Annotated in this window: 19 protein-coding genes, 1 pseudogene and 1 riboswitch; of the genes and pseudogenes, 8 read left to right on the top strand and 12 right to left on the bottom strand. The window is 68.9% G+C overall.

All coding sequences use genetic code 11. The annotated features are described in order from the left end of the window. Window positions 1–11: 11 nt before the first annotated feature. The 8 genes from ABSF49_RS05610 to ABSF49_RS05575 all read right to left on the bottom strand — a co-directional run bounded on the left by ABSF49_RS05610 (window position 12) and on the right by ABSF49_RS05575 (window position 9285). Window positions 12–413 (bottom strand): NUDIX domain-containing protein, encoded by a 402-nt coding sequence (locus ABSF49_RS05610; RefSeq protein WP_424111647.1) that lies wholly within the window; start codon window positions 411–413, stop codon window positions 12–14. Beyond that, window positions 410–1792 carry a dipeptidase gene (locus ABSF49_RS05605; protein WP_424111646.1) on the bottom strand — a complete coding sequence of 461 codons (1383 nt, stop codon included), beginning with the start codon at window positions 1790–1792 and terminating at the stop codon, window positions 410–412. Before ABSF49_RS05605 ends, ABSF49_RS05610 begins: the two co-directional genes overlap by 4 nt. Window positions 1793–1960: 168 nt before the next feature. After that, window positions 1961–3580, bottom strand: coding sequence for an inorganic phosphate transporter (locus tag ABSF49_RS05600; RefSeq protein ID WP_424111645.1), 1620 nt, complete (start codon window positions 3578–3580; stop codon window positions 1961–1963). Window positions 3581–3655: 75 nt separating this feature from the next. After that, window positions 3656–5185 carry an amidophosphoribosyltransferase gene (gene purF, locus ABSF49_RS05595; protein ID WP_424111644.1) on the bottom strand — a complete coding sequence of 510 codons (1530 nt, stop codon included), beginning with the start codon at window positions 5183–5185 and terminating at the stop codon, window positions 3656–3658. A gap of 6 nt (window positions 5186–5191) precedes the next feature. Next, window positions 5192–5914 carry a CvpA family protein gene (locus tag ABSF49_RS05590; protein ID WP_424111643.1) on the bottom strand — a complete coding sequence of 241 codons (723 nt, stop codon included), beginning with the start codon at window positions 5912–5914 and terminating at the stop codon, window positions 5192–5194. 96 nt (window positions 5915–6010) lie between these two features. Beyond that, window positions 6011–7408 (bottom strand): DNA repair protein RadA, encoded by a 1398-nt coding sequence (gene radA / locus ABSF49_RS05585; RefSeq protein ID WP_424111642.1) that lies wholly within the window; start codon window positions 7406–7408, stop codon window positions 6011–6013. A 64-nt stretch (window positions 7409–7472) separates the two neighbouring features. Then, window positions 7473–7814: a BON domain-containing protein gene (locus ABSF49_RS05580; RefSeq protein ID WP_424111641.1), complete on the bottom strand. Its 342-nt coding sequence runs from the start codon at window positions 7812–7814 to the stop codon at window positions 7473–7475. 253 nt (window positions 7815–8067) lie between these two features. Then, entirely contained in the window at window positions 8068–9285 is a 1218-nt protein-coding gene (locus ABSF49_RS05575; RefSeq protein ID WP_424111640.1) for an MFS transporter, read from the bottom strand. Between the two features lie 93 nt (window positions 9286–9378). Continuing rightward, a riboswitch (cobalamin riboswitch) is annotated at window positions 9379–9594 on the top strand. Between the two features lie 31 nt (window positions 9595–9625). Here ABSF49_RS05575 and ABSF49_RS05570 point away from each other — a divergent pair. The 5 genes and pseudogenes from ABSF49_RS05570 (at window position 9626) to ABSF49_RS05550 (ending at window position 14932) form a co-directional block, all read left to right on the top strand. Next, window positions 9626–11686, top strand: a complete 2061-nt coding sequence (locus tag ABSF49_RS05570) for a TonB-dependent receptor plug domain-containing protein (protein WP_424111639.1) — start codon at window positions 9626–9628, stop codon at window positions 11684–11686. Next, window positions 11661–12212 (top strand): annotated as a pseudogene (locus ABSF49_RS05565) (ABC transporter substrate-binding protein); the annotation flags it as partial. The gene ABSF49_RS05570 and the pseudogene ABSF49_RS05565, both read left to right, overlap by 26 nt. A gap of 240 nt (window positions 12213–12452) precedes the next feature. Then, complete coding sequence (locus tag ABSF49_RS05560; RefSeq protein ID WP_424111674.1) at window positions 12453–13466, top strand: FecCD family ABC transporter permease; 1014 nt, start codon at window positions 12453–12455, stop codon at window positions 13464–13466. After that, on the top strand, window positions 13466–14251 hold the full coding sequence (locus tag ABSF49_RS05555; RefSeq protein ID WP_424111638.1) for an ABC transporter ATP-binding protein: 786 nt from the start codon (window positions 13466–13468) through the stop codon (window positions 14249–14251). The genes ABSF49_RS05560 and ABSF49_RS05555 overlap by 1 nt, the downstream gene beginning before the upstream one ends. A gap of 42 nt (window positions 14252–14293) precedes the next feature. After that, complete coding sequence (locus tag ABSF49_RS05550; RefSeq protein ID WP_424111637.1) at window positions 14294–14932, top strand: response regulator; 639 nt, start codon at window positions 14294–14296, stop codon at window positions 14930–14932. A 17-nt stretch (window positions 14933–14949) separates the two neighbouring features. Here the strand turns inward: ABSF49_RS05550 and ABSF49_RS05545 are convergent, their stop codons facing one another. The 3 genes from ABSF49_RS05545 to ABSF49_RS05535 form a co-directional block, all read right to left on the bottom strand. Continuing rightward, window positions 14950–16197, bottom strand: coding sequence for a cytochrome-c peroxidase (locus ABSF49_RS05545; protein WP_424111636.1), 1248 nt, complete (start codon window positions 16195–16197; stop codon window positions 14950–14952). Window positions 16198–16440: 243 nt separating this feature from the next. After that, on the bottom strand, window positions 16441–17688 hold the full coding sequence (locus ABSF49_RS05540) for a cytochrome-c peroxidase (protein WP_424111635.1): 1248 nt from the start codon (window positions 17686–17688) through the stop codon (window positions 16441–16443). A 182-nt stretch (window positions 17689–17870) separates the two neighbouring features. Beyond that, a complete protein-coding gene (locus ABSF49_RS05535; RefSeq protein ID WP_424111634.1) occupies window positions 17871–19409 on the bottom strand; it encodes an ATP-binding response regulator in 1539 nt (512 codons plus the stop codon). A 188-nt stretch (window positions 19410–19597) separates the two neighbouring features. Here ABSF49_RS05535 and ABSF49_RS05530 point away from each other — a divergent pair, with 188 nt between their 5' ends. Beyond that, complete coding sequence (locus tag ABSF49_RS05530) at window positions 19598–20326, top strand: helix-turn-helix domain-containing protein (protein ID WP_424111633.1); 729 nt, start codon at window positions 19598–19600, stop codon at window positions 20324–20326. 218 nt (window positions 20327–20544) lie between these two features. Here the strand turns inward: ABSF49_RS05530 and ABSF49_RS05525 are convergent, their stop codons facing one another. Next, window positions 20545–21426, bottom strand: coding sequence for a universal stress protein (locus ABSF49_RS05525; RefSeq protein ID WP_424111632.1), 882 nt, complete (start codon window positions 21424–21426; stop codon window positions 20545–20547). A gap of 468 nt (window positions 21427–21894) precedes the next feature. On the opposite strand from ABSF49_RS05525, the gene ccoN reads away from it, so the two are divergent. Next, window positions 21895–23541 carry a cytochrome-c oxidase, cbb3-type subunit I gene (ccoN, locus tag ABSF49_RS05520; protein ID WP_424111631.1) on the top strand — a complete coding sequence of 549 codons (1647 nt, stop codon included), beginning with the start codon at window positions 21895–21897 and terminating at the stop codon, window positions 23539–23541. 11 nt (window positions 23542–23552) lie between these two features. Beyond that, window positions 23553–23905, top strand: a 353-nt coding sequence (locus ABSF49_RS05515) for a cbb3-type cytochrome c oxidase subunit II (protein ID WP_424111630.1), incomplete at its 3' end; no start/stop codon positions are given.

Raw genomic sequence — 23905 nt, 5'->3', positions numbered from 1 at the left:
CGGCCAGCCAGTCAACCGCCGGCGAGCGCGGCGAAGGCGTCGCGGGCCGCCGCCGAGAGCGGCGCCGGCGGCTTGCCGAGCGAAAACCACGCAATATCTTCGTGTTTTGTCGGTTCGCAAACGCACGGTTCGCCGGCGACGATTGTGGCGAGATAGATCGGCGAGACCCAGTGCTGGTCGTCGAGGCCGACCATCTCGACCACGCCGAGCAGGCGCTCGAGCGCGATCGCGACGCCGATCTCCTCGCGGATCTCGCGCACGACCGCGTCGGCGATGGGCTCGAGGAAGTCGACCTTGCCGCCGGGCAGGCTCCAGCAACCCGCTTCCGGCGGCTTCAGTCGCTTGATCAGCAGGATTTGCCCGTCGCGGACGATCGCCGCGCCGCAGCCGACGCCGGGGACGCGCGCGCTCACGTCGCCAGAGCGGCGAGGATGCGCGCCCACGACCGCGCGCCGCGGTGGAACGACGAGCGTTCGTATTTCTCGTTGGGCGAATGGACGGCGTCGTCGGCAAGGCCGAAGCCGACCAGCAGGCTGTCGATGCCGAGTTCGCGCTTGAACGCGCCGACGACCGGGATCGAGCCGCCGGAGCCGATCAGCATCGCCGGCCGGCCCCATTCGGCTTCCAACGCGCGGCCGGCGCGTCGCACCGCCTCGCTGCGGGTCGAAAGCGCGATCGCCGGGTTGGCGGAATAGGAGACGAATTCGGCGGTGACGTCGGCGGGCAGCCGCGCCTTGACGAAGGCGCGGAAGCTCTGAGCGATGCGCTCCGGGTTCTGCTTGCCGACCAGCCGGAACGAAACCTTGGCGGTCGCCTGGGCGGGCAGGACGGTCTTCGCCCCTTCGCCGGCATAGCCGCCGTATATGCCGTTCACGTCGCAGGTCGGGCGCGACCAGATCATTTCCAGCGTCGTGCGGCCTTTCTCGCCGGCCGGGACCGACAGGCCGACCTCGCCGAGAAATTTCTCCTCATCGAAGTCGAGCGCGCGCCATTGCTCGGCGACCTCCTCGGGCAGCTCCTCGACCCCATCGTAGAAGCCGGGCAGGGCGACCGCGCCGTTGGCATCGTGGAGGTCGGCGAGGACGCGCGACAAGACGCGGATCGGATTGATCGCCGCCCCGCCGTAAAGGCCGGAATGGAGGTCGCGGTTGGCGGCGTGGATCGTCACCTGCTCGAAAGCGAGGCCGCGCAGCATGGTGGTGATCGCCGGCGTTTGCGCGTCCCACATTTCGGTGTCGCAGACCAGCGCCAGATCCGCCTTCAGCGCCTTGGCGTTGGCGGCGAGGAAGGCGGGCAGGGAGACCGAGCCGGTCTCCTCCTCGCCCTCGAGCAGCACCGTCACGTTGCACGGCAGGCCGCCATGGGCGCGGAAGGCGCGGCAGGCCTCGAGGAAGGTCATCAACTGGCCTTTGTCGTCGCAGGCGCCGCGCGCGACGATCCGCTGACCGCGCGGTCCGTCGGCGAGGCGCGGTTCGAACGGCGGGGTGGTCCACAGGGCCAGGGGATCGGCCGGCTGGACGTCGTAATGGCCGTAGAACAGCACGCTCGGCGCGTCGCGGGTCTTCGCCTTGGCCGCGCCGACCACCACCGGCCGGCCGGCGGTGTCTTGGCGGGCGGCCTCGAAGCCGAGTTCGGCGAGTTCCCGCGTCAGCCAGTCGGCGGCGCGCGCGCAATCGGCAAAATGGGCCGGCACGGCCGAGACCGAGGGTATCGCCAGCAAGGCGAACAGGCGGTCGAGCGCCTCGCCCTGGTTGGCGTCGATGGTCGCAAGTACGTCTTCGAGCGTGGCCATGAGAACTCCGCCGCCGCGGCCGAACTCGGACGCCGACCGCATGCGCCGCAGCTTTTATCAGGCGCACGGCGCGCCTCCAACTGGGGGCGGGGCGCGTCTCCAAAGAAAACGGGCGCCCAGGTGGGCGCCCATGTGTTCGCGCCGCTTGGCGCAGGCCGGCGCCCCGGCTCAGAAGAAGTGACGGAAGACGACGTAAAGCAGGCCCGACATGATGATCGCCGCCGGCAGGGTGAGCACCCAGCCCAGCGCGATGTTGCGCAGGGTCGACCATTGCATCCCCGAGCCGTTGGCGAGCATCGTTCCGGCGACGCCGGAGGACAGGACGTGCGTCGTCGAGACGGGCAGGCCGAGGCCGTCCGCCACGCCGATCGTCGCCGCGGCGATGATCTCGGCCGCCGCGCCCTGGCCGTAGGTCAAGTGGGTCTTGCCGATCTTCTCGCCGACGGTGATGACGATGCGCTTCCAGCCGATCATCGTGCCGAGGCCGAGCGCAATCGCGACCAGGACCTTGACCCAGGTCGGGATGAACTTGGTCGAGAGGTCGAGCTGCTTCTTGTAGGCGTTGAGCGTCGAGACTTCCTCGGGCTTCAACTCGCTTTCCTTGTCCTTGGCGAGAATGCGCGCCGCTTCCGAGGTCAGATACATGTCGTTGCGCATGTTCTGAACCTTGTCGAACGGGGCCTTGGCGAGCGTGCCGTACTGCTGCACTTCGTCGGAGATCTGTTTCATCAGGACCACGAGCGAGGGATAGGTGCCCTCGGAAATCTTGTGGGCGTGCACGTAGTCGGTGACCGCAGGACGCGGGTCGCCGATAATCGCATAGCCGGCGCCGTGAGCGGCGACGATCTTGGAGGCGGCGTCCGAAGCCGAGACAAACGCCGCCGTCTGGCTTTCCGGCAACGCGCGGTTGAGCGCGTAGGCGGTCGGCGCGACGCCGATCAGGATGAGCATGATCAGGCCCATGCCCTTTTGCCCATCGTTGGAGCCGTGGAAGAACGAAACCAGGGTGCAGGTCAGAATCAGCAGCCCGCGAATCCAAATCGGCGGCGGCGCGTTCGTGGTCGGGGCCGTATAAAGCGCCGGCACGCGAATGACCGCCTTGCCCAGCAGCAGCAGCAGCGCCGAGAAAACGAAACCGAACAGCGGCGAGAGCAGCAGCGAGTTGCCGATATTTGTCACCTGGCTCCAGTCGACTCCGGCGGTGCCGTCCTGGCCGCGCAGCATCGCATTGGCGACGCCGACGCCGACGATCGAGCCGATCAGGGTGTGCGAGCTGGAGGCCGGCAGGCCGAGCCACCAAGTGCCGAGGTTCCACACGATCGCCGAGATCAGCAGCGCGAACACCATCGCGTAGCCGGCGCTGGAGCCGACCTGCAGGATGAGTTCGACCGGAAGAAGCGATACGATGCCGAAGGCCACCGCGCCGGTCGAGGTCAAGACGCCGAGCAGGTTGAAGCAGCCCGACCAGACCACCGCGATCTGCGGCCTCAGCGCGTGGGTGTAGATGACGGTCGCCACGGCGTTGGCGGTGTCGTGGAAGCCGTTGACGAATTCGAAGCCGAGGGCGATCAGCATCGCCAAGCCGAGCAGCAGGAACGGCACGATCGTCGTCGGGCCGCCGCCGGCGCCGGTGACGTCAGAGTAGATCGAATAGGCCATGAAGAACAGCGCGCCGGCGATGACGGCGAGAAAAATCAGCACCGCCCGAATATCGAGCGGCTGATCGAGTTTGACGCGCGTCGGCGCAGGTTGCGCCGCGGCGCCGGAGGCGTCGGCGATAGCGGTCATGTGCGGTGTTCCCCAGAGCGGCGGCGCCGCCGGGAATCTATCGCCAAGTCGGATGACAGGTTCGTGACGCGGCGTTCAGCTCGCTTCGGCGAGCAGCGACATCTGCCGCTTCTCCGGTTCGGCTTCCTGGTCCGTCAGCCGGGTCGGGTAGTCGCCGGTGAAGCAATGGTCGGTGAACTGGGGTCGGCGCGGGTCGCGGCCGGAATAGCCCATCGCGCGGTAGGTGCCGTCGATCGACAGGAAGGCGAGGCTGTCGGCCCCCATGAAGCGGCGCATGCCTTCGAGGTCCATGCGCGCGGCGAGCAGCTTGTCGCGCTCCGGCGTGTCGATGCCGTAGAAGTCGGGATGGGTGATCGGCGGCGAGGAGATGCGCATGTGGACTTCGCGCGCGCCCGCTTCGCGCATCATCTGGACGATCTTGACGCTGGTGGTGCCGCGCACGATCGAATCGTCGATCAGCGCGATGCGCTTGCCGGCGACGACCGCGCGGTTGGCGTTGTGCTTGAGGCGGACCCCGAGTTCGCGGATCGCCTGGGTCGGCTGGATGAAGGTGCGGCCGACGTAATGGTTGCGGATGATGCCGAGCTCGAACGGCACGCCGCAGCCGGCGGCGTAACCGAGCGCCGCGGGCACGCCGGAATCGGGCACCGGCACGACGACGTCGACGTCGGCCGGCGCCTCTTTCGCCAGTTGCGCGCCCATCGCCTTGCGCGCGTCGTAGACCGATCGGCCGTGGACGACCGAGTCGGGACGGGCGAAATAGATGTATTCGAAGATGCAGGGCCGCATCGGCTGCGCCGGGAACGGCTTGAGACTCCTGACGCCGCTCGAGTCGATGACGATCACCTCGCCGTTCTCGATGTCGCGCACGAACTTAGCGCCGATGATGTCGAGCGCGCAGGTCTCCGAGCACAGGATCGGGCAGCCGTCGAGTTCGCCGAGCACCAGCGGGCGGATGCCGAGCGGATCGCGCGCGCCGATCAGCTTCTTGTTGGTCAACGCGACCAGCGCGTAGGCGCCTTCGATCTGGCCGAGCGCGTCGATGAAGCGTTCGATGATGCGGGTCCGCCGCGACCGCGCCGTCAGCAGCAGCACGACTTCGGTGTCGGAAGTCGATTGGCAGATCGCGCCGTCGCGGATCAGCTCGCGCCGCAGGGTCAGGCCGTTGGTGAGATTGCCGTTGTGGGCGACCGCCAGGCCGCCCGCGTGCAGCTCGGCGAACAGCGGTTGGACGTTGCGCAAGATGGTCGCGCCGGTCGTCGAATAGCGCACGTGGCCGACCGCCGCCGAACCGGGCAGGCGCTCGATCGTCGCCGCGCTAGAGAAGTGATCGCCGACCAGGCCGAGACGCCGCTCGGAGTGGAAGCGCGCGCCGTCGAAAGCGACGATGCCGGCCGCCTCCTGGCCGCGGTGCTGCAAAGCGTGCAGGCCGAGCGCGGTGATCGCCGCTGCGGCCGGATGACCGAAGATGCCGAAGACGCCGCATTCCTCGCGCAGCCTGTCGCCGTCGAGATCGAACGCCTCTTGCGCAGGCGAAGCGTCGGCCCGCGACGGAAGGGTCGTGTCGGGGGCGGGGCGGTTGGACGCGGCGGTCTCTTCGTGCATCGGACCTCAGGTCTTGCGGGGCGTCGGAACCACCGCCGGCGCAGCCGGCGAGGGCATGGGCACCCCCTTGTTGATCAGCGTATCCAGCTTTTGCTTGTCGGCGCCGCTGGTCGTTGGGGAAGCCGTCGGGGCGGCGGGCGCGGCCGAAGTCGGCGCGGGGGCGGAAGGCGGAGCGGTCGCCTCGTCCGCCGGCTCCTCGGCCGGCGCGGCGGCGGCGTTCTTCGCCTTGATCCAGCCCTCGATCGTGTTGGCGGCGTCCTCCGGCAGCATGGCGATGATCTTGTCGGCGCTTTCGGTCAGCGCCGGCCGCGTCTTGGCCGTCCTCACCCACTCGGGCTGCTGCTTCTCGGCGACCAGCCAGTTGAAGATCGAGAAGGCGATGACCGCCAGCAGGAAGCCGCGCGCCGCGCCGAACAGGAAGCCGAGCGAGCGGTCGAGCGCGCCGATCTTGCTGTCGAGGATCGCGTCCGACAGCCTGACCGTGAACAGCGAGACGATGATCAGGGTGACGAAGAACACCGCCGCCGCCGACACCGCCTGGGCGACGATCTCCTTGTGGATGTAGGGCGTCGCATAGGGCATGACGGTCGGGTAGAAATAATAGGCGGCGGCGGCCGCGGCGGCCCACGAGGCGATGGCGAGCACCTCGCGCGTGAACCCGCGCATCAGCGACAGCAGGGCGGAGACGAGGATGACGCCGATGACGCCGAGATCAAGATAGGAAGGCATGGGCCGAGCCTCGCACCCGCACGGGAAGATTCGGGGTCCCGCGACGGGCGCCCGCCGCTTCGTCGCTCGGCCTTATAACCAAGCGGCTCACGTTCGTCACCCTGCACGCGCGGTCTTGGCGGCGACGCCGGCCGCGGCGATTTCCGCCACCAGGCCGGCGACCGACGAGACGACGACGGTTTTCAGCCGCGCCCCCTCGGCGTCGTTACGGGACGGCGGCGCGACGGCGCGGGAAAAGCCGAGTTTCGCCGCCTCCTTGAGCCTCAGCGCGCTGTGGCCGACCGCCCTGACCGCGCCCGAGAGCGCGATTTCGCCGAAATAGACCGCGTCGTGCGGCAGGCTGACGCCGATCAGCGACGAAACCAGCGCCGCCGCGGCGGCGAGGTCGGCGGCGGGCTCGGCGATGCGCAGGCCGCCGGCGACGTTGAGATAGACGTCGTGCTGGCCGAGCTTGAGGCCGGCGTGCGCCTCGAGCACCGCCAGCACCATCGCCAGCCGGCTCGAATCCCAGCCGACGACGGCGCGCCGCGGCGTGCCGAGCGTCGAGGGCGCGACCAGCGCCTGGATTTCGACCAGCACCGGCCGCGCGCCTTCGACCCCGGCGAACACCGCCGCGCCGGGCGCGGCGCCGTCGCGGCCGGCGAGGAACAGCGCGCTCGGGTTGGCGACCTCGGCGAGCCCGGCGCCGGTCATCTCGAACACGCCGATCTCGTCGGTCGGGCCGAAGCGGTTCTTCGCCGCGCGCAGCACCCGGAACGCGTGCGCGCCTTCGCCCTCGAACGACAGCACCGCGTCGACCATGTGCTCGACCACCCGCGGGCCGGCGATCTGGCCGTCCTTGGTGACGTGGCCGACGAGAATCACCGCCGCGCCGCTGGTCTTGGCGAAGCGAATCAGCGCCTGCGCCGTCCCGCGCACCTGGCTCACCGTGCCGGGCGCGGACTCGATCGCGTCGCTCCACATGGTTTGGATGGAATCGATGATGACGAACCTCGGCGCGTCGCCCGAACCAAGCGTTGCGACGATATCCTCAACCAGAGTCTGAGCCGCGAGCTGCACCGGCGTCTGGGCGAGGCCGAGGCGCGTCGCCCTCAGGCGCACCTGTTCGGTCGATTCTTCGCCCGAGACATAGACGACCCGGCCGCCGCGCCGCGCCAGCGCCGCGCAGGCCTGGATCAGCAACGTCGACTTGCCGATGCCCGGCTCGCCGCCGATCAAGGTCGCCGAACCGGCGACGAAGCCGCCGCCGGCGACCCGGTCGAGTTCGCCGATGCCGGTGACGATGCGCGGCTGCGGCGGCGAGGCGCCCGAAAGGTCCTCGAGCGGGAAGGGGCGTCCGGTCGCGCCGCGGCGCGCGACTTCGCCGCCGACGCCAAGCGCCGCCGCCTCTTCGATGATGGTGTTCCACTCGCCGCAGGAGTCGCACTTACCTTGCCAGCGCTGGCTGATCGCGCCGCAATTCTGGCAGACATAAGAGGTGCGCAGCCGGGCCATCGCCGACTAGTGGCAGAGTCGGGGGCAGCTTGTCGAGCGGCGCGCGCTTGCGCGGGCTCGAGCCTCAGTGGTCCACGCCCCTCGTCGCCGACGCGGCGCAGACGGTGATCGCATTGGTGACGCCGCGCACGCCCTCGACGCGCAGCGCGTCGGCTTCGGCCGCGCTGCGCTGGTAGGCGCGCTCGACTTCGCCGGTGAGCGTGACCCAGCCGCCGTCGCAATGGGCGACGACGCGATAGCGAGGCAAGGCGAGATCCCAGTGCAGGGCGTTGGCGACGGCCTCGGCGACCGCATCGGCGCCGCGATGTTCGTCCGCCTCGCGGCGGCTCCAGACCACGCCGGCCTCGACTTTGCGGCCGTTCCGGCTCGCGCTGAATTTGCCCGACTCAAAGTCTGGCTGCGTCATGGCCTCCTCCCGTCGTTGGCGTCTGCCGGCTCGCGCCCGCCGATTTCGGCTGTCGGCGGCTCGAAGGCGAGCGCGGCGGCGCTCATTGGCGCAGCTTACGCCGCTGCGAACTGTCGATCGTTCCACCAACGAACGACGCGGCGTCGAGCGGTCGAATTGCGCTTCGAGTCTCTTATTCGCCAATTGTGGCGCGCCCGCGACGGGACCGGTCTTTCGGGCGAGGCTCCGGTCGATTCATGACGTTCGCCGCGGGTCAGCCGATGCGCCCCGCTTGCGGCTGTGGGATCGCCGCCGCGCTGGCGATGAAGGCGAGCGCGGCGGCGGCCATGACCAACGGCGTCGCGACGCCGCCGCCGAGCGCCGCCGCGATCAGCGAGAAGAGAATTCCGCCGAGTTGCTGGATGAGGCCGAGCCAGGCCGAGGCCTGCCCGGCCATGTGGGCGAAGGGGCGCATGGCGATGGCGATCGCCATCGGCTGGCCGAGGCCCCAGCCGCAATAGAACGGGGCGACGCAGACGAGCATGACCGCCCAATGGCGAAAGCCCTCGACGAGCGCCAGAGCCGGCGCCGCTGCGCCGAGCAGCAGCAGCGGGCCGGCGATGCGCAGGATCGTCAGCGCGCTCAGGCTGCGCGACAGGCGCAGGCCGAGGAGCGAGCCGCCGAGATAGGCGCCGGAGCCGAGCGCATAGATCGCCGAGGCCTGCGGCTTGGTCAGGCCGAGCTCGCCGATCAGCAGGAAGGCGGAGGTGCTGAGCCAGGTCAGCAGCATGCCGTAGCCGCTGGCGAGCGCCGCGGCGACGGCGACGAAGGCGCGATGGCGCAGGAGCTCGGCGAGCGCGCGAAAGATCGACAGGTTCGTCGCGTCGCCGCGCGCGGCGGGGCGCGTTTCCGGCAGGCGCAGCCACACCACGACCAGCAGCGCCGCGCCATAGACGGCGAGGAAGGCGAGCGCGGCGCGCCAACCGCCAAGCGCGGCGAGCAGCGCGCCGATCAACGGCGCGGTCAGCGGCGCAAGGCCAAGATAGGCGCCGTTCTTGGCGAGCCAGCGCCCGGCCTGGTCGGGCGGCGCGGCGTCGCGGATGATTGTGCGACAAAGAATGGGTCCGCTCGCCGCGGCGAGCCCCTGGAGGAACCGCGCCGCGACCAGCGCGTCGAGCGTCGGCGCCGCGACCGCGAGCGCCGAGGCGGCGACATAGAGCCCGAGACCGGCAAGCGCCGTCGGTCGCCGGCCGAAGCGGTCGGCGATGCGGCCGACGCCGAGATGGGCGAGGCCGAAGCCGAGGGTGAAGGAAATCAGGGTGCGTTGCACGCCGGCGACGGCGACGCCGAATTCGCGGCCGAGATCGACCATCGCCGTCAGATAGACGTCGGTCGAGAACGGCAGAACGGCGAACAGCGCCGCGGTCAGCGGGATGATCGTCGCGGCGGGAAAGACGATTTTTGTCGCCGCAGGCGGGGGATCGAGACGCATCCGGAGCATCAAGCAGGTCCGGCGGCCGGGGGCAATCGGGCGGTTCGTAGGGCGCGGCGCCGCGCAGCCTTGCGCGCCTCCTCGAGAGCCCTTACAGATTTCATCGTCATCGGCGGTCCGGCGCGAGCCGGGCCAAACGGGAACGCGGTGCGGTTCGCCTTGTGAGGCGGGCCAATGCCGCGGCTGCCCCCGCAACTGTAAGTGGCGAGCCGCTCTCCATGTCATCCACTGGGACCCAAAGGGTCCTGGGAAGGAGGAGAGGGGCGAGGAGCCGCGAGCCAGGAGACCGGCCTTTGACCGTGCAACCCAAACCGCCGTCGGTGGGACGGCCGGAGGAACCATGTTCAAAGCCGCTCCGCGGTCCGCCGCGCGGGCCGCCTGCGTCCTCGCCGCCTCTGCCGGCGCGATGACGCTCGCCCCCGCTTACGCCGATCCATTGCCTGAAATTATCGTCACCGCCGATCGCGTCGAAGAGCCGATCGGCCAGACCGGCGCCTCGGTGACCGTCATCCGCGCCGTCGAAGTCGAGAAGCTCGGGACCAAGGGCGTCGCCGACGTGTTGCGCGGCGTCGCCGGCCTCGACGTCGACGAAGCCGGCGGCGTCGGCGGCGTGACGCAGGTCCGTCTGCGCGCCGCCAACCCCGGCCAAACCCTGGTGCTGATCGACGGCGTGCGCGTCGGCAATCCGACCGCGACCGACGGCTCGCTCGATTTCGGCAACCTTTCGGCGGTCGACATCGAGCGCATCGAGATCCTGCGCGGGCCGCAGTCGGCGCTCTACGGCTCGGACGCGATGGGCGGCGTCATCAACATCATCACCCGCAAGGGCGGCAAGACGCCGCGCCGCACGGTGACGTTGGAGGCGGGCAGCTACGGCACGCTGTCGACCAGGGCGACGATGTCGGGCGGCGACGACCGCTGGACCTATTCGCTCGGCGTCAGCGCGCTGCACAGCGACGGCTTCCCCCGCTACGGCTATCGCATCGACCGGCCGATCGTCATCGGCGACGGCGTGACGCCGCTGCCAAGCCTGCCTGTGGACGATCCGACCGACAAGGGCGGATTGAGCGGACGCTTCTCCTATCGCGCGTCCGACAATGTGACGATCGACTTCGGCTTCTCCGCTTTCGGCAACGCGCTGCGGTTCGACAACCCCGGCGCGCTGCTCCCCGCCGACGTCTTCAGTTCCTACAACCATTCGCGCGTGCTGCTGGGCGACGCGTTCGTGCGCGCCAACATCGACTCGTTTGGCGGCATGCTGAAGAGCCAGATCACCGCCTACGGCAACGTCACGAGAAATGACGTCTGGGAGACGGAGGCCTGCTACGACGGGAACTTCGCTTACCCGTTCCCCGCGTTGTTCAACTGCCGCAATTCCTATCTCGGAACCCGCGAAGGCGCGGAATATCAGGGCGATCTGAATGTCGGCCCGTTTGGCGCCTTGGTCTTCGGCGCGCGGACGGAAACCGAAACGGCGAACGAGACGCAAAGCCCCGATCCCGGCGACGGCTCGTTCACGCCCATTGCCGCGCGGCAGGTCACCAATTCGATCTACGCCGAGCATCGGATCGATCTGTTCCAGCGCCTCGACTTGACGCTCGGCGGGCGGGTCGACGCGATCGAGGGCGGGCGGACGTTCGAGACCTGGCGCGCCACCGCCGCCTACCATATCGACGAGACCGGCACGAAGCTGAGGGCCAGCGCGGGGACCGGCGCCAAGGTGGCGACGCTCTATCAGCGCTTCAGCGTGTACGGGACTTCGGACCTCGCGCCCGAGCAGAGCCTCGGCTTCGACGCCGGCGTCGACCAGAAGCTGCTCGGCGACCAGTTGACGGTCTCGGCGACGGCCTTCACCACCAGGTTTCGCGACCTGATCGATTACGGCAATGTTTCCTCCTGCTCGCCGACGCAGATCGCGGGATTTCTCGGCTGCTACTACAACGTCGGCCGCGCGGAGATGCAGGGCGTCGAACTCTCTGCGGAGGCGACGCTGTCGCCTGGCGTTCTGCGCGCCAAGGCGACCTACACCTATACCGACGCGCGCGATCTCGGCGCCGTCGGCGGCGGCGATCTCGACGCGGGACTCCAACTCTACCGCGTCCCGCGCAACAAGGGCTCGCTGTCGCTGATCTACGACGGCGTCCCCAATCTCGAACTCGAGCCGCGACTGTCGCTCGTCGGTCAGCGTCTCGATGAATTCTTCAACACGACGAACTTTTCGTCGCAGAACGTGAGTCTCGCGCCCTACGCCAAGCTCGACTTTCTCGCCAATTACAAGGTCAACGACAATCTCACGATGTTCGGCCGGATCGAAAACCTGACCGACGCGCGCTACGAGGAAGTGTACAACTACGGCGTCGCGGGACGCTCCTATTATGCGGGGATTTCCTATAGCTGGTGAGGGCGAGCAAATGCGGGCGTGCGCAGTCGTCTGGCTTTGTGTCGCTCTTCTCGCCTCGCCCGCCTTCGCCAAGCCGCAGCGCGTCGTCTCGCTCAACCTGTGCGCCGACGAGCTGGCGCTGCGGCTTGCAGATCCCGGCGTCGTCAAGTCGGTGACCTGGCTGTCACAGGACTCACGCAGCGCCAACATGGCGGCCATGGCCGCGGCCTTGCCGGCCAACGACGGCCATGCCGAGGAGGCGCTCGCCTACCACCCTGATCTCGTCCTGGTCGGCCCGTTCGCCGATCCGGCCTCGATCGCGCTGCTGAAAGAGGTCGGCGCCCCAGTCGTCGAAGTCGGCGCGCCGCAGACGCTCGACGGCGTGCGCCGGCAGATCGGCGATCTCGCCGCCGCGCTCGGCGAACCGCAGCGCGGTGAGGCGCTGATCGCCGATATCGACGCGCGGCTGGCGCGGGTCGCGCTCGACCCGAGCCGCCCGCGGCTGAAAGCGGTGGTGCTGCGGCCAAACGGCTTCACCGTCGGGCCCGGCTCGCTGGTTGACGAGATTCTCACCCGCGCCGGTCTCGACAATTTGGCTGCGCGGCTGGAGCGCGCCGTCGCTCGCCGACGCGGCGCTCGATCATCCGGCGATCGCCGCGCTGGCGCGGCGGATGACGATCGTGTCGCTGCCGTCCCGCTTGTGGACCTGCGGCGGCCCGGAGATCGTCGAAGCCGTGGAGCGGCTCGCCGCCGCCGCCAAGGCGGCGCGCGCCCGGGAGGCGACGCAATGAGCGCGCGCGCGGCAAGCGCGGAAGTCGGCTACGGACCGCTGGTCGCCGCGCTCGCGGCGTTGATGCTTGCCGCAGCGTTGGCCTCGCTGATGATCGGCTACGCGCGGCTCGACGTTCCCGCCGCCTTGGCCGACGTCTTCGCCGGCCGGTCGACCGCGGCGGCGGTGGTGCTCGAGCAGATCCGCCTGCCACGCGCGGCGCTGGGCGCGATGGTCGGCTTCAGCCTCGGCCTCGCCGGTGCGGCGCTGCAGGGGCTGTTGCGCAATCCGCTCGCCGACCCCGGCGTCATTGGCGTCTCCGGCGGCGCGGCCCTTGGCGCGGTGATCGTCTTCTATTTCGGCCTCGCCGGCGCCTTCGCCCTCGCCATGCCGCTCGGCGGCGTCGCCGGCGCGGTTGTCGCGGCGCTGCTGCTTTATGCGCTGGTCGGCCGCGGCGCCGGAACGATGACGCTGATCCTCGCCGGCGTGACGGTCAACAGCTTCGCCGGCGCGCTGACCGCGCTGGCGCTCAACCTGTCGCCCAACCCCTACGCCGCCTACGAAATCATGTTCTGGCTGATGGGCTCGCTCGCCGACCGCAGCCTGCCGCAATTGTGGCTGGCGCTGCCGCTGACCGTCGCCGGCTGGGCGCTGCTGCTGATGAGCGCGCCGGCGCTCGACGCGCTGACGCTCGGCGAGGATACGGCGGCGAGCCTCGGCTTCGACCTCGGCCGGCTGCGCGCCCAACTCGTCGCCGGCGCGGCGCTGGCGGTCGGCGCCGCGGTCGCCGTCACCGGCGCGATCGGCTTCGTCGGTCTGGTCGCGCCGCATCTGCTGCGGCCGCTGGTCGGCAATCGCCCCGGCCGGCTGCTGCTGGTCAGCGGCCTCGGCGGCGCGATCGTCCTGCTCGCGGCCGACGTCGCCGTGCGGCTGATTCCCGTCCATCCCGAGCTGAAGCTCGGCGTGGCGACGGCGCTGATCGGCGCGCCGCTGCTCTACGGCCTGATCGACCGCATGCGGAGGGAGGCCTGATGCGCATCGCAGCGCGCGGCCTCGTCGTCCGCTTTGGCGAGCGCGCCGCGCTCGCCGGGCTCGACTGCGACCTCGTCTCGGGCGAACTCGTCGGCCTGATCGGCCCCAACGGGGCGGGCAAGACCACGCTGCTGCGGGTTCTCGCCGGCCTGCAACGGACGGACTCCGGCGAAGCGCGCTACGACGGGCGGAGCGCGGGCGAGCTTGGTCGGGCGGCGCTGGCGCGCCGCGTCGCCTATCTCGCCCAGAGCGGCCTGTCGCATTGGCCGCTGAGCGTCGACCATGTCGTCGCGCTCGGCCGCTTGCCGCATCGGCGACCGTTCTCGCCGCCTTCCGCCGCCGACCGCGCCGCGGTCGAAGCCGCGCTGGCGGCGGCCGAGGTCGTCGAACTGCGCGATCGCCCGATCGGCTCGCTGTCGGGCGGCGAGCGCGCGCGGGCGCTGCTTGCGCGCGCGCTGGCGGTCGAAGCCGAGATGCTGCTCGCCGACGAGCCGGTCGCGGCGCTCGATCCATTGCACCAACTCAGGGCGATGGCGCTGCTGCGCGCCGCCGCGCGCAAGGGGGCGGGGGTGGTCGCCGTGCTGCACGACCTCACCCTGGCGACGCGGTTCTGCGACCGGCTGATCGTGCTCGCCGAGGGGCGGGTGGTCGCCGACGGGCCGCCGTCGGCGCTGACCGACGCGGTGCTGGCCGAGACCTATGGGGTGACGGCGCTGAGAGGCGAGCGCGACGGCGAAGCGTTCGTCGTTCCGTGGCGCGCGGCGGGACCCAACCTCCGGGACTGACCGCGCGCTTGCAAAGCGGATCGCGAATTGCCATGGAAAGGCATGTCCCGACAGTTCGTCATCGCCGATGACCATGCGTTGTTTCGCGCCGGTTTGCGGTTGCTGCTGACGGACGCCTGCGGCCCCGCCGAAGTCCGCGAGGCCGGCAGTCTGCCTGAGTTGAAGTCGCTGCTCGAGGCTGATTCCGCGGTCGACCTCGCCGTCGTCGATCTGGCGATGCCGGGGATGAAGGGCGCCGCCTCGATCCGCGAATTGCGCCACGGCTATCCACAGCTCCGTTGCGTGGTCATGTCCGGCTCGGAGCAGCGCCAGGACGTGCTCGACGCGCTCGCCGCCGGCGCCATCGGCTACATCCCCAAGTCGCTCGACCCGGAGGCGATGGTCGCCGCGATCCAACAGGTGTTGGGCGGCGGCATCTACGCCCCGACGCTGCTGCTGACCGAACCGGTCGACCCGGACGAGCCGTCGTCGACGGTCGACCCGAACGTCATGGCGATGCTGACGCCGCGCCAGTACGACGTGCTCCGTCTGCTCGGCAAAGGCCAGGCGAACAAGGAGATCGCGCGCGCGCTCGACATTTCCGAGGGCACGGTGAAGATCCATCTCGCCGCGATCTTCCGCGTGCTCGAAGTGCGCAACCGCACCGAGGCGGTGCTGAAGGCGAGCGCGCTCGACATCTGAAGCCGGCGCGCCGGCCTTCAGAACATCCCTTTGTCCGTCAATGTGTTGAGGAAGGCGACGAGCGCGTCGATGTCGTCGTCGTCGAGCCGCGGCGGCTGACCCGGCTTGCGGTCGAAGGGGACCGCCTCGACGTTGACGTTGGCCTTGTAGGCGCTCGGCAGGTCGTTGAACGCGTCGGCTTCGCCGCTTTTCAGCGTCGGGCGCCAGCGCTTCGGGTCGCTGTCGCGGGTGGCGTGGAAGGCGACCGCGTCGCGTAGCGTGGCGATGGCGCCATTGTGGAAATAGGGCGCGCGCGCCGCGACGTTGCGCAGGGTCGGCGTCTTGAACGCGCCGCAGAGCGAGGCCAGCGGCACGTCCTTGGGCAGGATCGTGTCGAGCCCAGGCCGCCTGCACAGGCCGAGATCGAAGCTCTGCGGGTCGGCGTTGGCGGGAATCGCCGGGTTGCGCGGGACGCCCAGCGCGACGTAACCGAAATCGGTGAACAGCCAGTCGGCTGGATCCTTCGACTCCGGCTTGACGGCGTGACAGGCGAGGCAATTGCCGCGCTCGGGATCGAGGAACAGCGCCAGTCCGCGCGCCTCCAGCGGCGTGAGTCGCTCCGCGCCGCGCAGGGTGTCGTCGAATCGGGAGGAGAAGGGCGTCAGGAGCCCCGAGGTCTCGTAGGCGGACAGCGCCTGCGCAATGCGCTGGAAAGCCGCCTTCGGGTCGGCGAACGCCTTCGGCCCGAAAACCGCTGTCATCATTGGCGCATAGCTTGCAGCCTTGACCTTCTCGACGACCGCGTCGGCGGAGGGATTGTTCATCTCGAGCGGATTCGTGAGTGGGACTGACGGCTGCGCGACGAGGTCGACGGCGCGGCCGTCCCAGAACTGGCCGCCGCGCGCCCTGAGTCTGCCCCCCAGTTCGTCAGCGTCCTTGTAGAAGCCGAACGGCGGACTGTAGGCCGAGTACATGATCGTCGGCGGCTTGCGATTGCCGAACGCGCCGGGGCGGCTGCCGATCGCGACGCCCAGGATCGGCGAGCGATTGTCGCCCTGGTAGGCGCGTTTGCGGTCGTGGCAAGACTCGCAAGCGACGCCCTTCGGCTCGGAAAGATTTCTATCCTCGAAAATACGTTTGCCGAGCAGTTCGAGATCGCTCAGCGGGCGCTCGTAGTCGGAGCGGTGGAAGGCCGCGGGAGGCGCCGCCCGATCCTGGGGTAGCGCGGGGAGCGAAAGAAGGACGCCAAACAGGATTGCCGGCGCGAACGCCCCTCGCGCGGTCATGGGCGTCTCCACCGCGGCCGAGTCATCGAATCACCCCGTCGATTTGGCCCCCGGCGCGGCCGGAGCGCTGCGGCGAAGATTCGTCTTCGCCCAACTCACAAGCTAACAGCTCGAGGCCAAGTCTTATTCATCCGGCGCGGCGCGATAACGTGGTCGAGGGTGAGGCCCTCTCCGCCTGCGATCGCCTTGCGCCGCTCGCAGCGGAGAAGGCCGCGCCGGCTTTGCGCGATCGACGTCAGCTCTTCAGCGCATCCCCTTGTCCGTCAACGTATTGAGGAAGGCGACGAGCGCGTCGACGTCGCGGTCGTCGAGCCGCGGCTTCTGGCCGGGCTTGCGGTCGTAGGGGACCTCCTCGACGTTGACGTTGGCCTTGTAGGCGCTCGGCAGGTCGTTGAACTTGTCCGCTTCGCCGGTCTTCAGCGCCGGGTACCAGCGCTTCGGGTCGGTGTCGCGGGTGGCGTAGAAGGCGACCGCGTCGCGCAGCGTGGCGATGGCGCCGTTGTGGAAATAGGGGGCCCGCACCGCGATATTGCGCAGGGTCGGGACCTTGAAGGCGCCGCATAGCGAGGCGAGCGGAACCTCCTTCGGCAGGATCGCCTCGAGGCCCGGCCGCTTGCACAGGCCGAGATCGAACGTGAGCGGATCGGCGTTGGCGGGAATCGCCGCGTTGCGCGGCGCGCCGAGCGCGTCATAGGTGAAGTCGGTGAGCAGCCAGTCGGTCGGGTCCTTCGAGTCGGTCTTGCCGGCGTGGCAGGCGAGGCAATTGCCGCGCTTGGGATCGACGAACAGCGCCAGCCCGCGCGCCTCGCTCGGCGTGAGCCGCGCCTTGCCGCGCAGGTAATCGTCGAACTTGGAGGCGAAGGGCGCGAAGCGCTCGGTCGCCTCGTAGGCGAACAGCGATTGCGACACCCGCTGAAACGCGGCCTTCGGGTCGGCGAACACGTCCGGCCCGTAAACCGCAATCATCATCGGCGCGTAGGCGGCGGTCTTCACTTTCTCGACGACCGCGTCGGCGGACGGGTTGTTCATCTCGGCCGGGTTCATCAGTGGGCCCGCCGGTTGCTCGACGAGGTCGGCGGCGCGGCCGTCCCAGAACTGGCCGCCGCGCGCCTCGAGCTTGTCCTCGCCTTCGTCCTCGTCCTTGGCGAAGCCGAACGCCGGGCTGTAGGCCATGTACATGATCGTCGGCGTCTTGCGATTGCCGAACTGGCCGGGGCGGCTGCCGAGCGCGACGGCGGGAATCGGCGAGCCGTTATCGCCTTGGAACGCGCGCTTGGGGTCGTGGCACGACGAGCAGGCCTGGCCCATCGGCTCGGAGAGATTCACGTCTTCGAAAAGTCGCTTGCCGAGCAATTGCAGATCGCTCAGCGCGCGTTCGTCGTCCGAGCGCGCAAAGGCCGAGGGCGGGTTCGATTGGGCTTGCGATGGCGCGGGGAGGGAAAGAAAAACGGCGAACAAAATCGCTGGCGCAAAGGCGCGTCGGGCGGTCATTGGCGTCTCCGGGCTGGCGGGGTCAAGGCCCGCTGTCCTGTCGCCCTGATTATGGGCGGCGCCGACTCGCAGCAACAAAAATCGTATTGATTTGAATAATTTGAAACTGGTTCTTCATTTGAATAATTTGAAAGTGCGGCCGCAAAATTTTGCTCCGCCGACGCTTTTTGCGCGAGCGCGCGTCAGCGCCCGAGCGCGTCGATCAGCGTCGAGCGCAGCGCGCGCGGATCGACCGGCTTGGTCAGCCAGGGCAGTCCGGAGCCGCGCAGCGCCGCGACCGCGACCGGGTCGGTCGAGCCGCTGATCATCACCACCGGCGGCGCGACGCCGCGTTCGCGCAGCGTCTCGACGAATTGCAGTCCGGTCGCCGAGTCGTTGAGGTCGTAATCGACGATCAGCGCGTCCGGCTTGCCGGCGTCGATGGCGGCGCGCGCGGCGGGAATCGACGCGGCGGCGGCGGCGAGCGCGCCGAAGTCGGCGAATTCCTGCCTCATCGCCGCCGCGCTCAAGGCGTCGTCGTCGAGAATGAGGATGCGGCGACCGGCGAGCGAGCCCTCGGGCGCATCGGCGCGCCGCACCGGGCGCGGCGCCTGGGCCGCCTCGCGCAGCCACAGCGTGAAGACGCTGCCTTTGCCCGGCCGTGACCGCAGCTCGACCGCGCCGCCCATCAGCGCCGCCAGGCGCTGGACGATCGACAGGCCGAGGCCGATGCCCTCGTTGGGGCCGTTGGGCGTCGTCTTGTCGCGGTGGAACTCCTCAAACACGCGCGCTTGCCGGTCGGAGGCGACGCCGACGCCGGTGTCGGCGACCGCGACGCCGATCCGGCCGCGTCGGCGACGGCAGCCGACCAGCACGCCGCCGCCGCGGGTGAACTTGAACGCGTTGGCGATGAGGTTGCGCATCGCCAGCTCCACCAGCGTGCGGTCGCCGACGACCATGGCGGCGGTCGGAACGACGCGGTAGGCGAGGCCGCGGTCGCGCGCCACCGCGCTGAAGCCCGGCTCGAGCGCGGCGAACAAGTCGCTCAGCGCCAGCGGCGCGAGCGACGGCTTGACCAGGCCGGCGTCGAGTTTGGAAATGTCGAGCAGGGTGTCGATCATCGCCCTGAGCGAGCGCAGCGAGTTGTCGAGGTTGCCGACCAGCTCGCCGCTTTCGCCGCCGCTCAGTCGGCGCGACAAGGCGCTGACGAACAGGGTCATCGCGTGCAGCGGCTGGCGCAGGTCGTGGCTCGCCGCGGCGAGGAAGCGCGACTTGGAGCGGATCGCCTCCAACGCCTCGTCGCGTGCGGCCTGCATTTGCGCCTCGAACGCGCGCTCGCGGGTGATGTCGAGCAGCAGCACGAAGCAGCCGAGCACGCGACCGTTCTGGTCCTGGTCGGGATAGGCGAAGCCGCGCACGACGTTGACCATGCCGCCGGCGAAATCGACCTTGGCCTCGAATTCGGCGTGGTCGCCGGCGAGCGCGCGCTCGATTCCGGGCTTGGCGGCCGCGCCGAAATCGCGATCCGCCTCGCTGAGCGGTCGGTTGAGGAAGACGGAAGGCGAGGCGCCGGTCCACGCCTCCACGGTGGCGTTGACGAACCGGCAAACCAGATCGACGTCGTAATACGCAACAATCCCCGGAAGGCCGTCGGCCATCAGGTTGAGCATCTGGGCGTCGCACAGGAAGCGCGTGGTGCGCTCCATGCCGAGGCAATGGAAGGGCAGCTGAGGCTTGTTCATCGGCGGGGTCGTCTGGCGGGCGGTCCGCGTGAAAGACCATATCTGCGCGGCGGCCCGGACATTGACAAGGGCCTGGGACGGAATATGCCGATCGGCATAGATCGCCGTTAGGGCATCTGGAGAATGGCGCCGCGCCTTGATTTCGGTCAAACGTCTGGCCGCAAATACAAGACAGGCGGAGAAAAAAAATGAACGTCGCAGTCCGTCCCAGAGTTCAGGCCCTGCGTCAGGCAGGGGAAGTGCTCAATCTGACTGATGTGACGACCTCGTTTTTCCCGTACAGCGAAGCGGTGATCGTCAGCTACGCGCCCGGACAGGAGGTCGTGGGCGAAGGCGACCCGACCGACAATTACTTCCTTGTCGTGCGCGGCGTGTTCCGTGCGGTGAAAGTGACCCGCGACGGCCGCCGGCAGATCTTCGCCTTCTACATGCCCGGCGACATGTGCGGCCTCGAGCCGGACGACACCCACGGCCTGACGATCGAGGCGGTCAACGCCGGCACGGTTGCCGCGCTGTCGCGCCAGGTCTGTCGCGCGCGGATGGTCCGCGACCCCCAGTTCAACAATGCCGTATTCGACAACGTCACCCGCGCGCTCGCCCGCGCCGTCGACCACATGACCATGGTCGGGCGCAGCTCGGCGGAGGAGCGACTCGCGTGGTTCCTGTGGATGCTGAGCGGCCGCGCGCGGGGACGGCGCGCCGCTGCGGTCGAACTCGCCATGCAGCGTCAGGACATCGCCGACTATCTCGGCCTGACGATCGAGACGGTGAGCCGGACTTTCACCCATCTCAAGGCGCAGGGCCTCGTGGCGCTGCCGACGACCCGCCGGGTCGATATCCTCAGGCCCGATCTGCTGGAGCGGCTTGCGTCCGCCGACAGAGACGCGCCGATCCGCGCCGCTCGATCCGTCTGCTGACGGCGCGCCGCCGACCTTTGACGCGCCGCCCTCATCCTGAGGCGCCCTCGCGTTAGCGAGGGCCTCGAAGGACGCTTCAGCTAGCTCCGCTCACCGGTCCGCCTTCGCCAACTCAAACCAGGGTCAGCCTGCCCCCCCCTCGTCGTTCGAGACGCGCCGCTGAAGCGGCGCTCCTCACGATGAGGGGCGCAGTCCGAACGCCGCTCCTCGTGCGCGCCTTAATTGGCGAACAGCATCGGCGTGCGCGCGAGCGCCAGGGCGCCGCGCGTGGTGTCGCCGAGGATCCACTCCGTCGCGCGCAGGTGGCCGTAGCCGCCGAGCACCAGCAGCGAAGCGCCGAAGTGGTCGGCTTCCTCGGCCAGCGCGGTGGCGACGTCGCGGCCGCGGCTGTGCGCGCGGCGCGTCTCGACGGCGATCTCGTGTCGGCTCAGGTGACGGGCGATTTCCGCGGTCGGGTCGAGCGACCCGCTGTCGGCCGAATCGTCGGGGTCGACGGCGACGAAACGCGTCAGCCGCGTCTGGCGCAGGATCGGCAGCGCCTCGTGCAGCGCGCGGCTCGATTCGCGGCTGCCGTCCCAGGCGACGAGGGCGCGTTGCGGCAGGCCGCGGAAGGCGTAGGCGGCAGGCACGACCAGCAACGGCCGGCCGGACTCGAACAGGCAGCTGACGAAGACGGCCCGCTCGAGATCGGTGCCGCCGTCGCGCGACCAGCCGAGCACGGTCAAGTCGGCGCAGCGCGCGTGGCGCGCGCAAATCTGCCCGGCCTCCTGTTCGAAGGCGTCGACGCGCCTCAGTTCGTTGCGCGACGCCAGCTTGCCGTAGATCGCCTTGATTCGCCGCTCCGATTGCTCGGCTTCCTCGCTCGCCTGGCGCTGGGCGTGGATCCACGCTTCGGGCACGCGGGCGTTCGCCGCCGACATCGGATAAAACGGCACCAGGCCGAACATCAGTCCGGTCAGATGGCCGCCGAAGGCCGAGCAGAGCATGTCGGCGTAGACCAGCGCGTGCACGGACGCGTCGCTCTCGTCCTGCGACACCAGCACGTCGCGGTAGCCGAGAATCGCACAGTCTTTGGCAATCGTCGTATCCATGGCCGCCATGGCCAGGCTGCTCCTTGGGGGTCCCCGCGCCGCGCGCGACGACGAAGACCGCGCGCTCTTCTCATTCGCTGCGCGACACGTTAGGCGCGCGCCGCCGATGACCGTTGACATGGGTCAAGCCGTCAATTCGTCGCAGGCCCGCGCGCCGGAATCCGTCGATCAAAAGTCGTCGCGGCCATTTAACCCTGCGACACACCGTCACAGGCGCGACCTTGCGCGCCGGACGGTCACATCGGCGTCGCGCACAGATTTCCCTGCAATTCTGCATATGTGGGCGAGCGGGTGAGGCGCCTGCCGCAACGCTCGTGCGCCGTGTGTCGGGGTAGACGCACGCATGCGCCGAAGCTAAAGCGCATGACCAGCGGCGGCGCTGGAATCCGGCCGCGAGCTTGACCTGAATCAAGACGGGCGAAAGGCCTTCGCCCAGTGTCGGGTGGGGATTCGCCAATAGGTGCAGGGGGTTTTCACATGCAGGCGGTCACGACGAGAAAGTCGATGCGCGGCGGCGAAGTCGGGCTGACGGCTGTGTTGGCCGTCCTGGCCCTGGCATGCCTTTATGCCGCCGCCAAGACCATCGAACCGGCTTACGCGTTCCATATGGCGCTTGGCGTCGTCGCCGCCGCGGCGGGCATCTTCGCCATCTTCCAGCGCTATTCGGCGCGGCCGGCGGAGACGCCGCTCGAGATCGACGGCAAGCCCAACTACAATTTCGGACCGGTCAAATTCTGCACCCTCGCGGCGCTGTTCTGGGGCGTGGCGGGCATGGCGGTGGGCATCTACATCGCCTTTGAGCTCGCCTATCCCTGGCTGAACATCGCGCCCTGGTTCAACTTCGGCCGCCTGCGGCCGCTGCACACTTCGGCGGTGATCTTCGCCTTCGGCGGCAACGTGCTGCTCGCCACCTCGTTCTACGTCGTGCAGCGCACCAGCCGCGCCCGCCTCGCCGGCGACCTCGCGCCGTGGTTCGTCGCGCTCGGCTACAACATGTTCATCGTGCTCGCCGGGACGGGCTACCTGCTCGGCGTCACCGACGGCAAGGAGTACGCCGAGCCGGAATGGTACGTCGACCTGTGGCTGACCATCGTCTGGGTCACCTATCTTCTGGTCTTCCTCGGCACGCTGTGGCGCCGCAAGGAGCCGCACATCTATGTCGCCAACTGGTTCTATCTCGCCTTCATCCTGACGATCGCGATGCTGCACCTCGGCAACAACGCGGCGATCCCGATCTCGCCGTTCTCGTCGAAGTCGGTCATCCTGTGGGGCGGCGTTCAGGACGCGATGTTCCAGTGGTGGTACGGCCATAACGCGGTTGGCTTCTTCCTCACCGCCGGCTTCCTCGGCATCATGTACTACTTCGTGCCGAAGCGGGCCGAACGGCCGATTTATTCCTATCGGCTGTCGATCATCCACTTCTGGGCGCTGATCTTCCTCTATATCTGGGCCGGTCCGCACCATCTGCACTATACGGCTCTTCCGGATTGGGCGCAGACGCTCGGCATGACCTTCTCGATCATGCTGTGGATGCCCTCGTGGGGCGGCATGATCAACGGCCTGCTGACGCTGTCCGGCGCGTGGGACAAGCTGCGCACCGATCCCGTCCTGCGCATGCTGGTCGTGTCGGTCGCCTTCTACGGCATGTCGACCTTCGAAGGCCCGGCGATGTCGATCAAGACGGTCAACTCGCTGTCGCACTACACCGATTGGACGGTCGGCCACGTCCACTCCGGCGCGCTCGGCTGGGTCGCCTACGTGTCGTTCGGCGCGCTGTACTGCATGGTTCCGTGGTTGTGGCGCAAGCGCGACTTGTACTCGCTGCGCCTGGTCAATTGGCACTTCTGGATCTCAACGCTCGGCATCGTGCTCTACATCACCTCGATGTGGGTGTCCGGCATCCTGCAAGGCCTGATGTGGCGCTCGTACACGCCGCAGGGCTACCTCGAGTACTCGTTCATCGAGACCGTGGCGGCGATGCATCCGTTCTACATCATCCGCGCGCTCGGCGGCGTGCTGTTCATCGCCGGCTACCTGCTGATGATCTACAACGTCTGGATGACGATCCGCTCGGGCGAGGCCGCTCAGGCCGACGCTCAACCTTCCCTCCAGCCCGCCGAATGAGGAGCTGAACGATGAGCAGCGGGACCCACAATCCCAAAACCGCGGGCCTCTTCGCCAAGCACCAAATCTTGGAGAAGAATCCGATCCTGCTGGCGATTGCGATCCTGATCGTCGTCGCGATCGGCGGCATCGTCCAGATCGTGCCTCTGTTCTATCTGCAGAGCACGATCGAGAAGGTCGACGGCATGCGGCCTTACACGCCGCTTGAGCTCGCCGGCCGCAACATCTACGTGCGCGAGGGTTGCTACCTCTGCCACAGCCAGATGATCCGCTCGCTGCGCGACGAGGTCGAGCGCTACGGCCACTACTCGCTGGCGGCCGAGAGCATGTACGACCATCCGTTCCAGTGGGGTTCGAAGCGCAA

It is taken from the genome of Roseiarcus sp. (assembly GCF_049514155.1).
In the GTDB taxonomy this organism is placed as follows: domain Bacteria; phylum Pseudomonadota; class Alphaproteobacteria; order Rhizobiales; family Beijerinckiaceae; genus Roseiarcus.
This window is presented reverse-complemented; position numbering and strand designations above follow the sequence as displayed.

Coding starts and splice junctions, on each gene's coding strand:
- ABSF49_RS05605 (WP_424111646.1), bottom strand. CDS start 1,792: ATGGCCACGCTCGAAGACGTACTTGCGACCATCGACGCCAACCAGGGC.
- ABSF49_RS05600 (WP_424111645.1), bottom strand. CDS start 3,580: ATGACCGCTATCGCCGACGCCTCCGGCGCCGCGGCGCAACCTGCGCCG.
- purF (WP_424111644.1), bottom strand. CDS start 5,185: ATGCACGAAGAGACCGCCGCGTCCAACCGCCCCGCCCCCGACACGACC.
- ABSF49_RS05590 (WP_424111643.1), bottom strand. CDS start 5,914: ATGCCTTCCTATCTTGATCTCGGCGTCATCGGCGTCATCCTCGTCTCC.
- radA (WP_424111642.1), bottom strand. CDS start 7,408: ATGGCCCGGCTGCGCACCTCTTATGTCTGCCAGAATTGCGGCGCGATC.
- ABSF49_RS05580 (WP_424111641.1), bottom strand. CDS start 7,814: ATGACGCAGCCAGACTTTGAGTCGGGCAAATTCAGCGCGAGCCGGAAC.
- ABSF49_RS05575 (WP_424111640.1), bottom strand. CDS start 9,285: ATGCGTCTCGATCCCCCGCCTGCGGCGACAAAAATCGTCTTTCCCGCC.
- ABSF49_RS05570 (WP_424111639.1), top strand. CDS start 9,626: ATGTTCAAAGCCGCTCCGCGGTCCGCCGCGCGGGCCGCCTGCGTCCTC.
- ABSF49_RS05560 (WP_424111674.1), top strand. CDS start 12,453: ATGAGCGCGCGCGCGGCAAGCGCGGAAGTCGGCTACGGACCGCTGGTC.
- ABSF49_RS05555 (WP_424111638.1), top strand. CDS start 13,466: ATGCGCATCGCAGCGCGCGGCCTCGTCGTCCGCTTTGGCGAGCGCGCC.
- ABSF49_RS05550 (WP_424111637.1), top strand. CDS start 14,294: ATGTCCCGACAGTTCGTCATCGCCGATGACCATGCGTTGTTTCGCGCC.
- ABSF49_RS05545 (WP_424111636.1), bottom strand. CDS start 16,197: ATGACCGCGCGAGGGGCGTTCGCGCCGGCAATCCTGTTTGGCGTCCTT.
- ABSF49_RS05540 (WP_424111635.1), bottom strand. CDS start 17,688: ATGACCGCCCGACGCGCCTTTGCGCCAGCGATTTTGTTCGCCGTTTTT.
- ABSF49_RS05535 (WP_424111634.1), bottom strand. CDS start 19,409: ATGAACAAGCCTCAGCTGCCCTTCCATTGCCTCGGCATGGAGCGCACC.
- ABSF49_RS05530 (WP_424111633.1), top strand. CDS start 19,598: ATGAACGTCGCAGTCCGTCCCAGAGTTCAGGCCCTGCGTCAGGCAGGG.
- ABSF49_RS05525 (WP_424111632.1), bottom strand. CDS start 21,426: ATGGCGGCCATGGATACGACGATTGCCAAAGACTGTGCGATTCTCGGC.
- ccoN (WP_424111631.1), top strand. CDS start 21,895: ATGCAGGCGGTCACGACGAGAAAGTCGATGCGCGGCGGCGAAGTCGGG.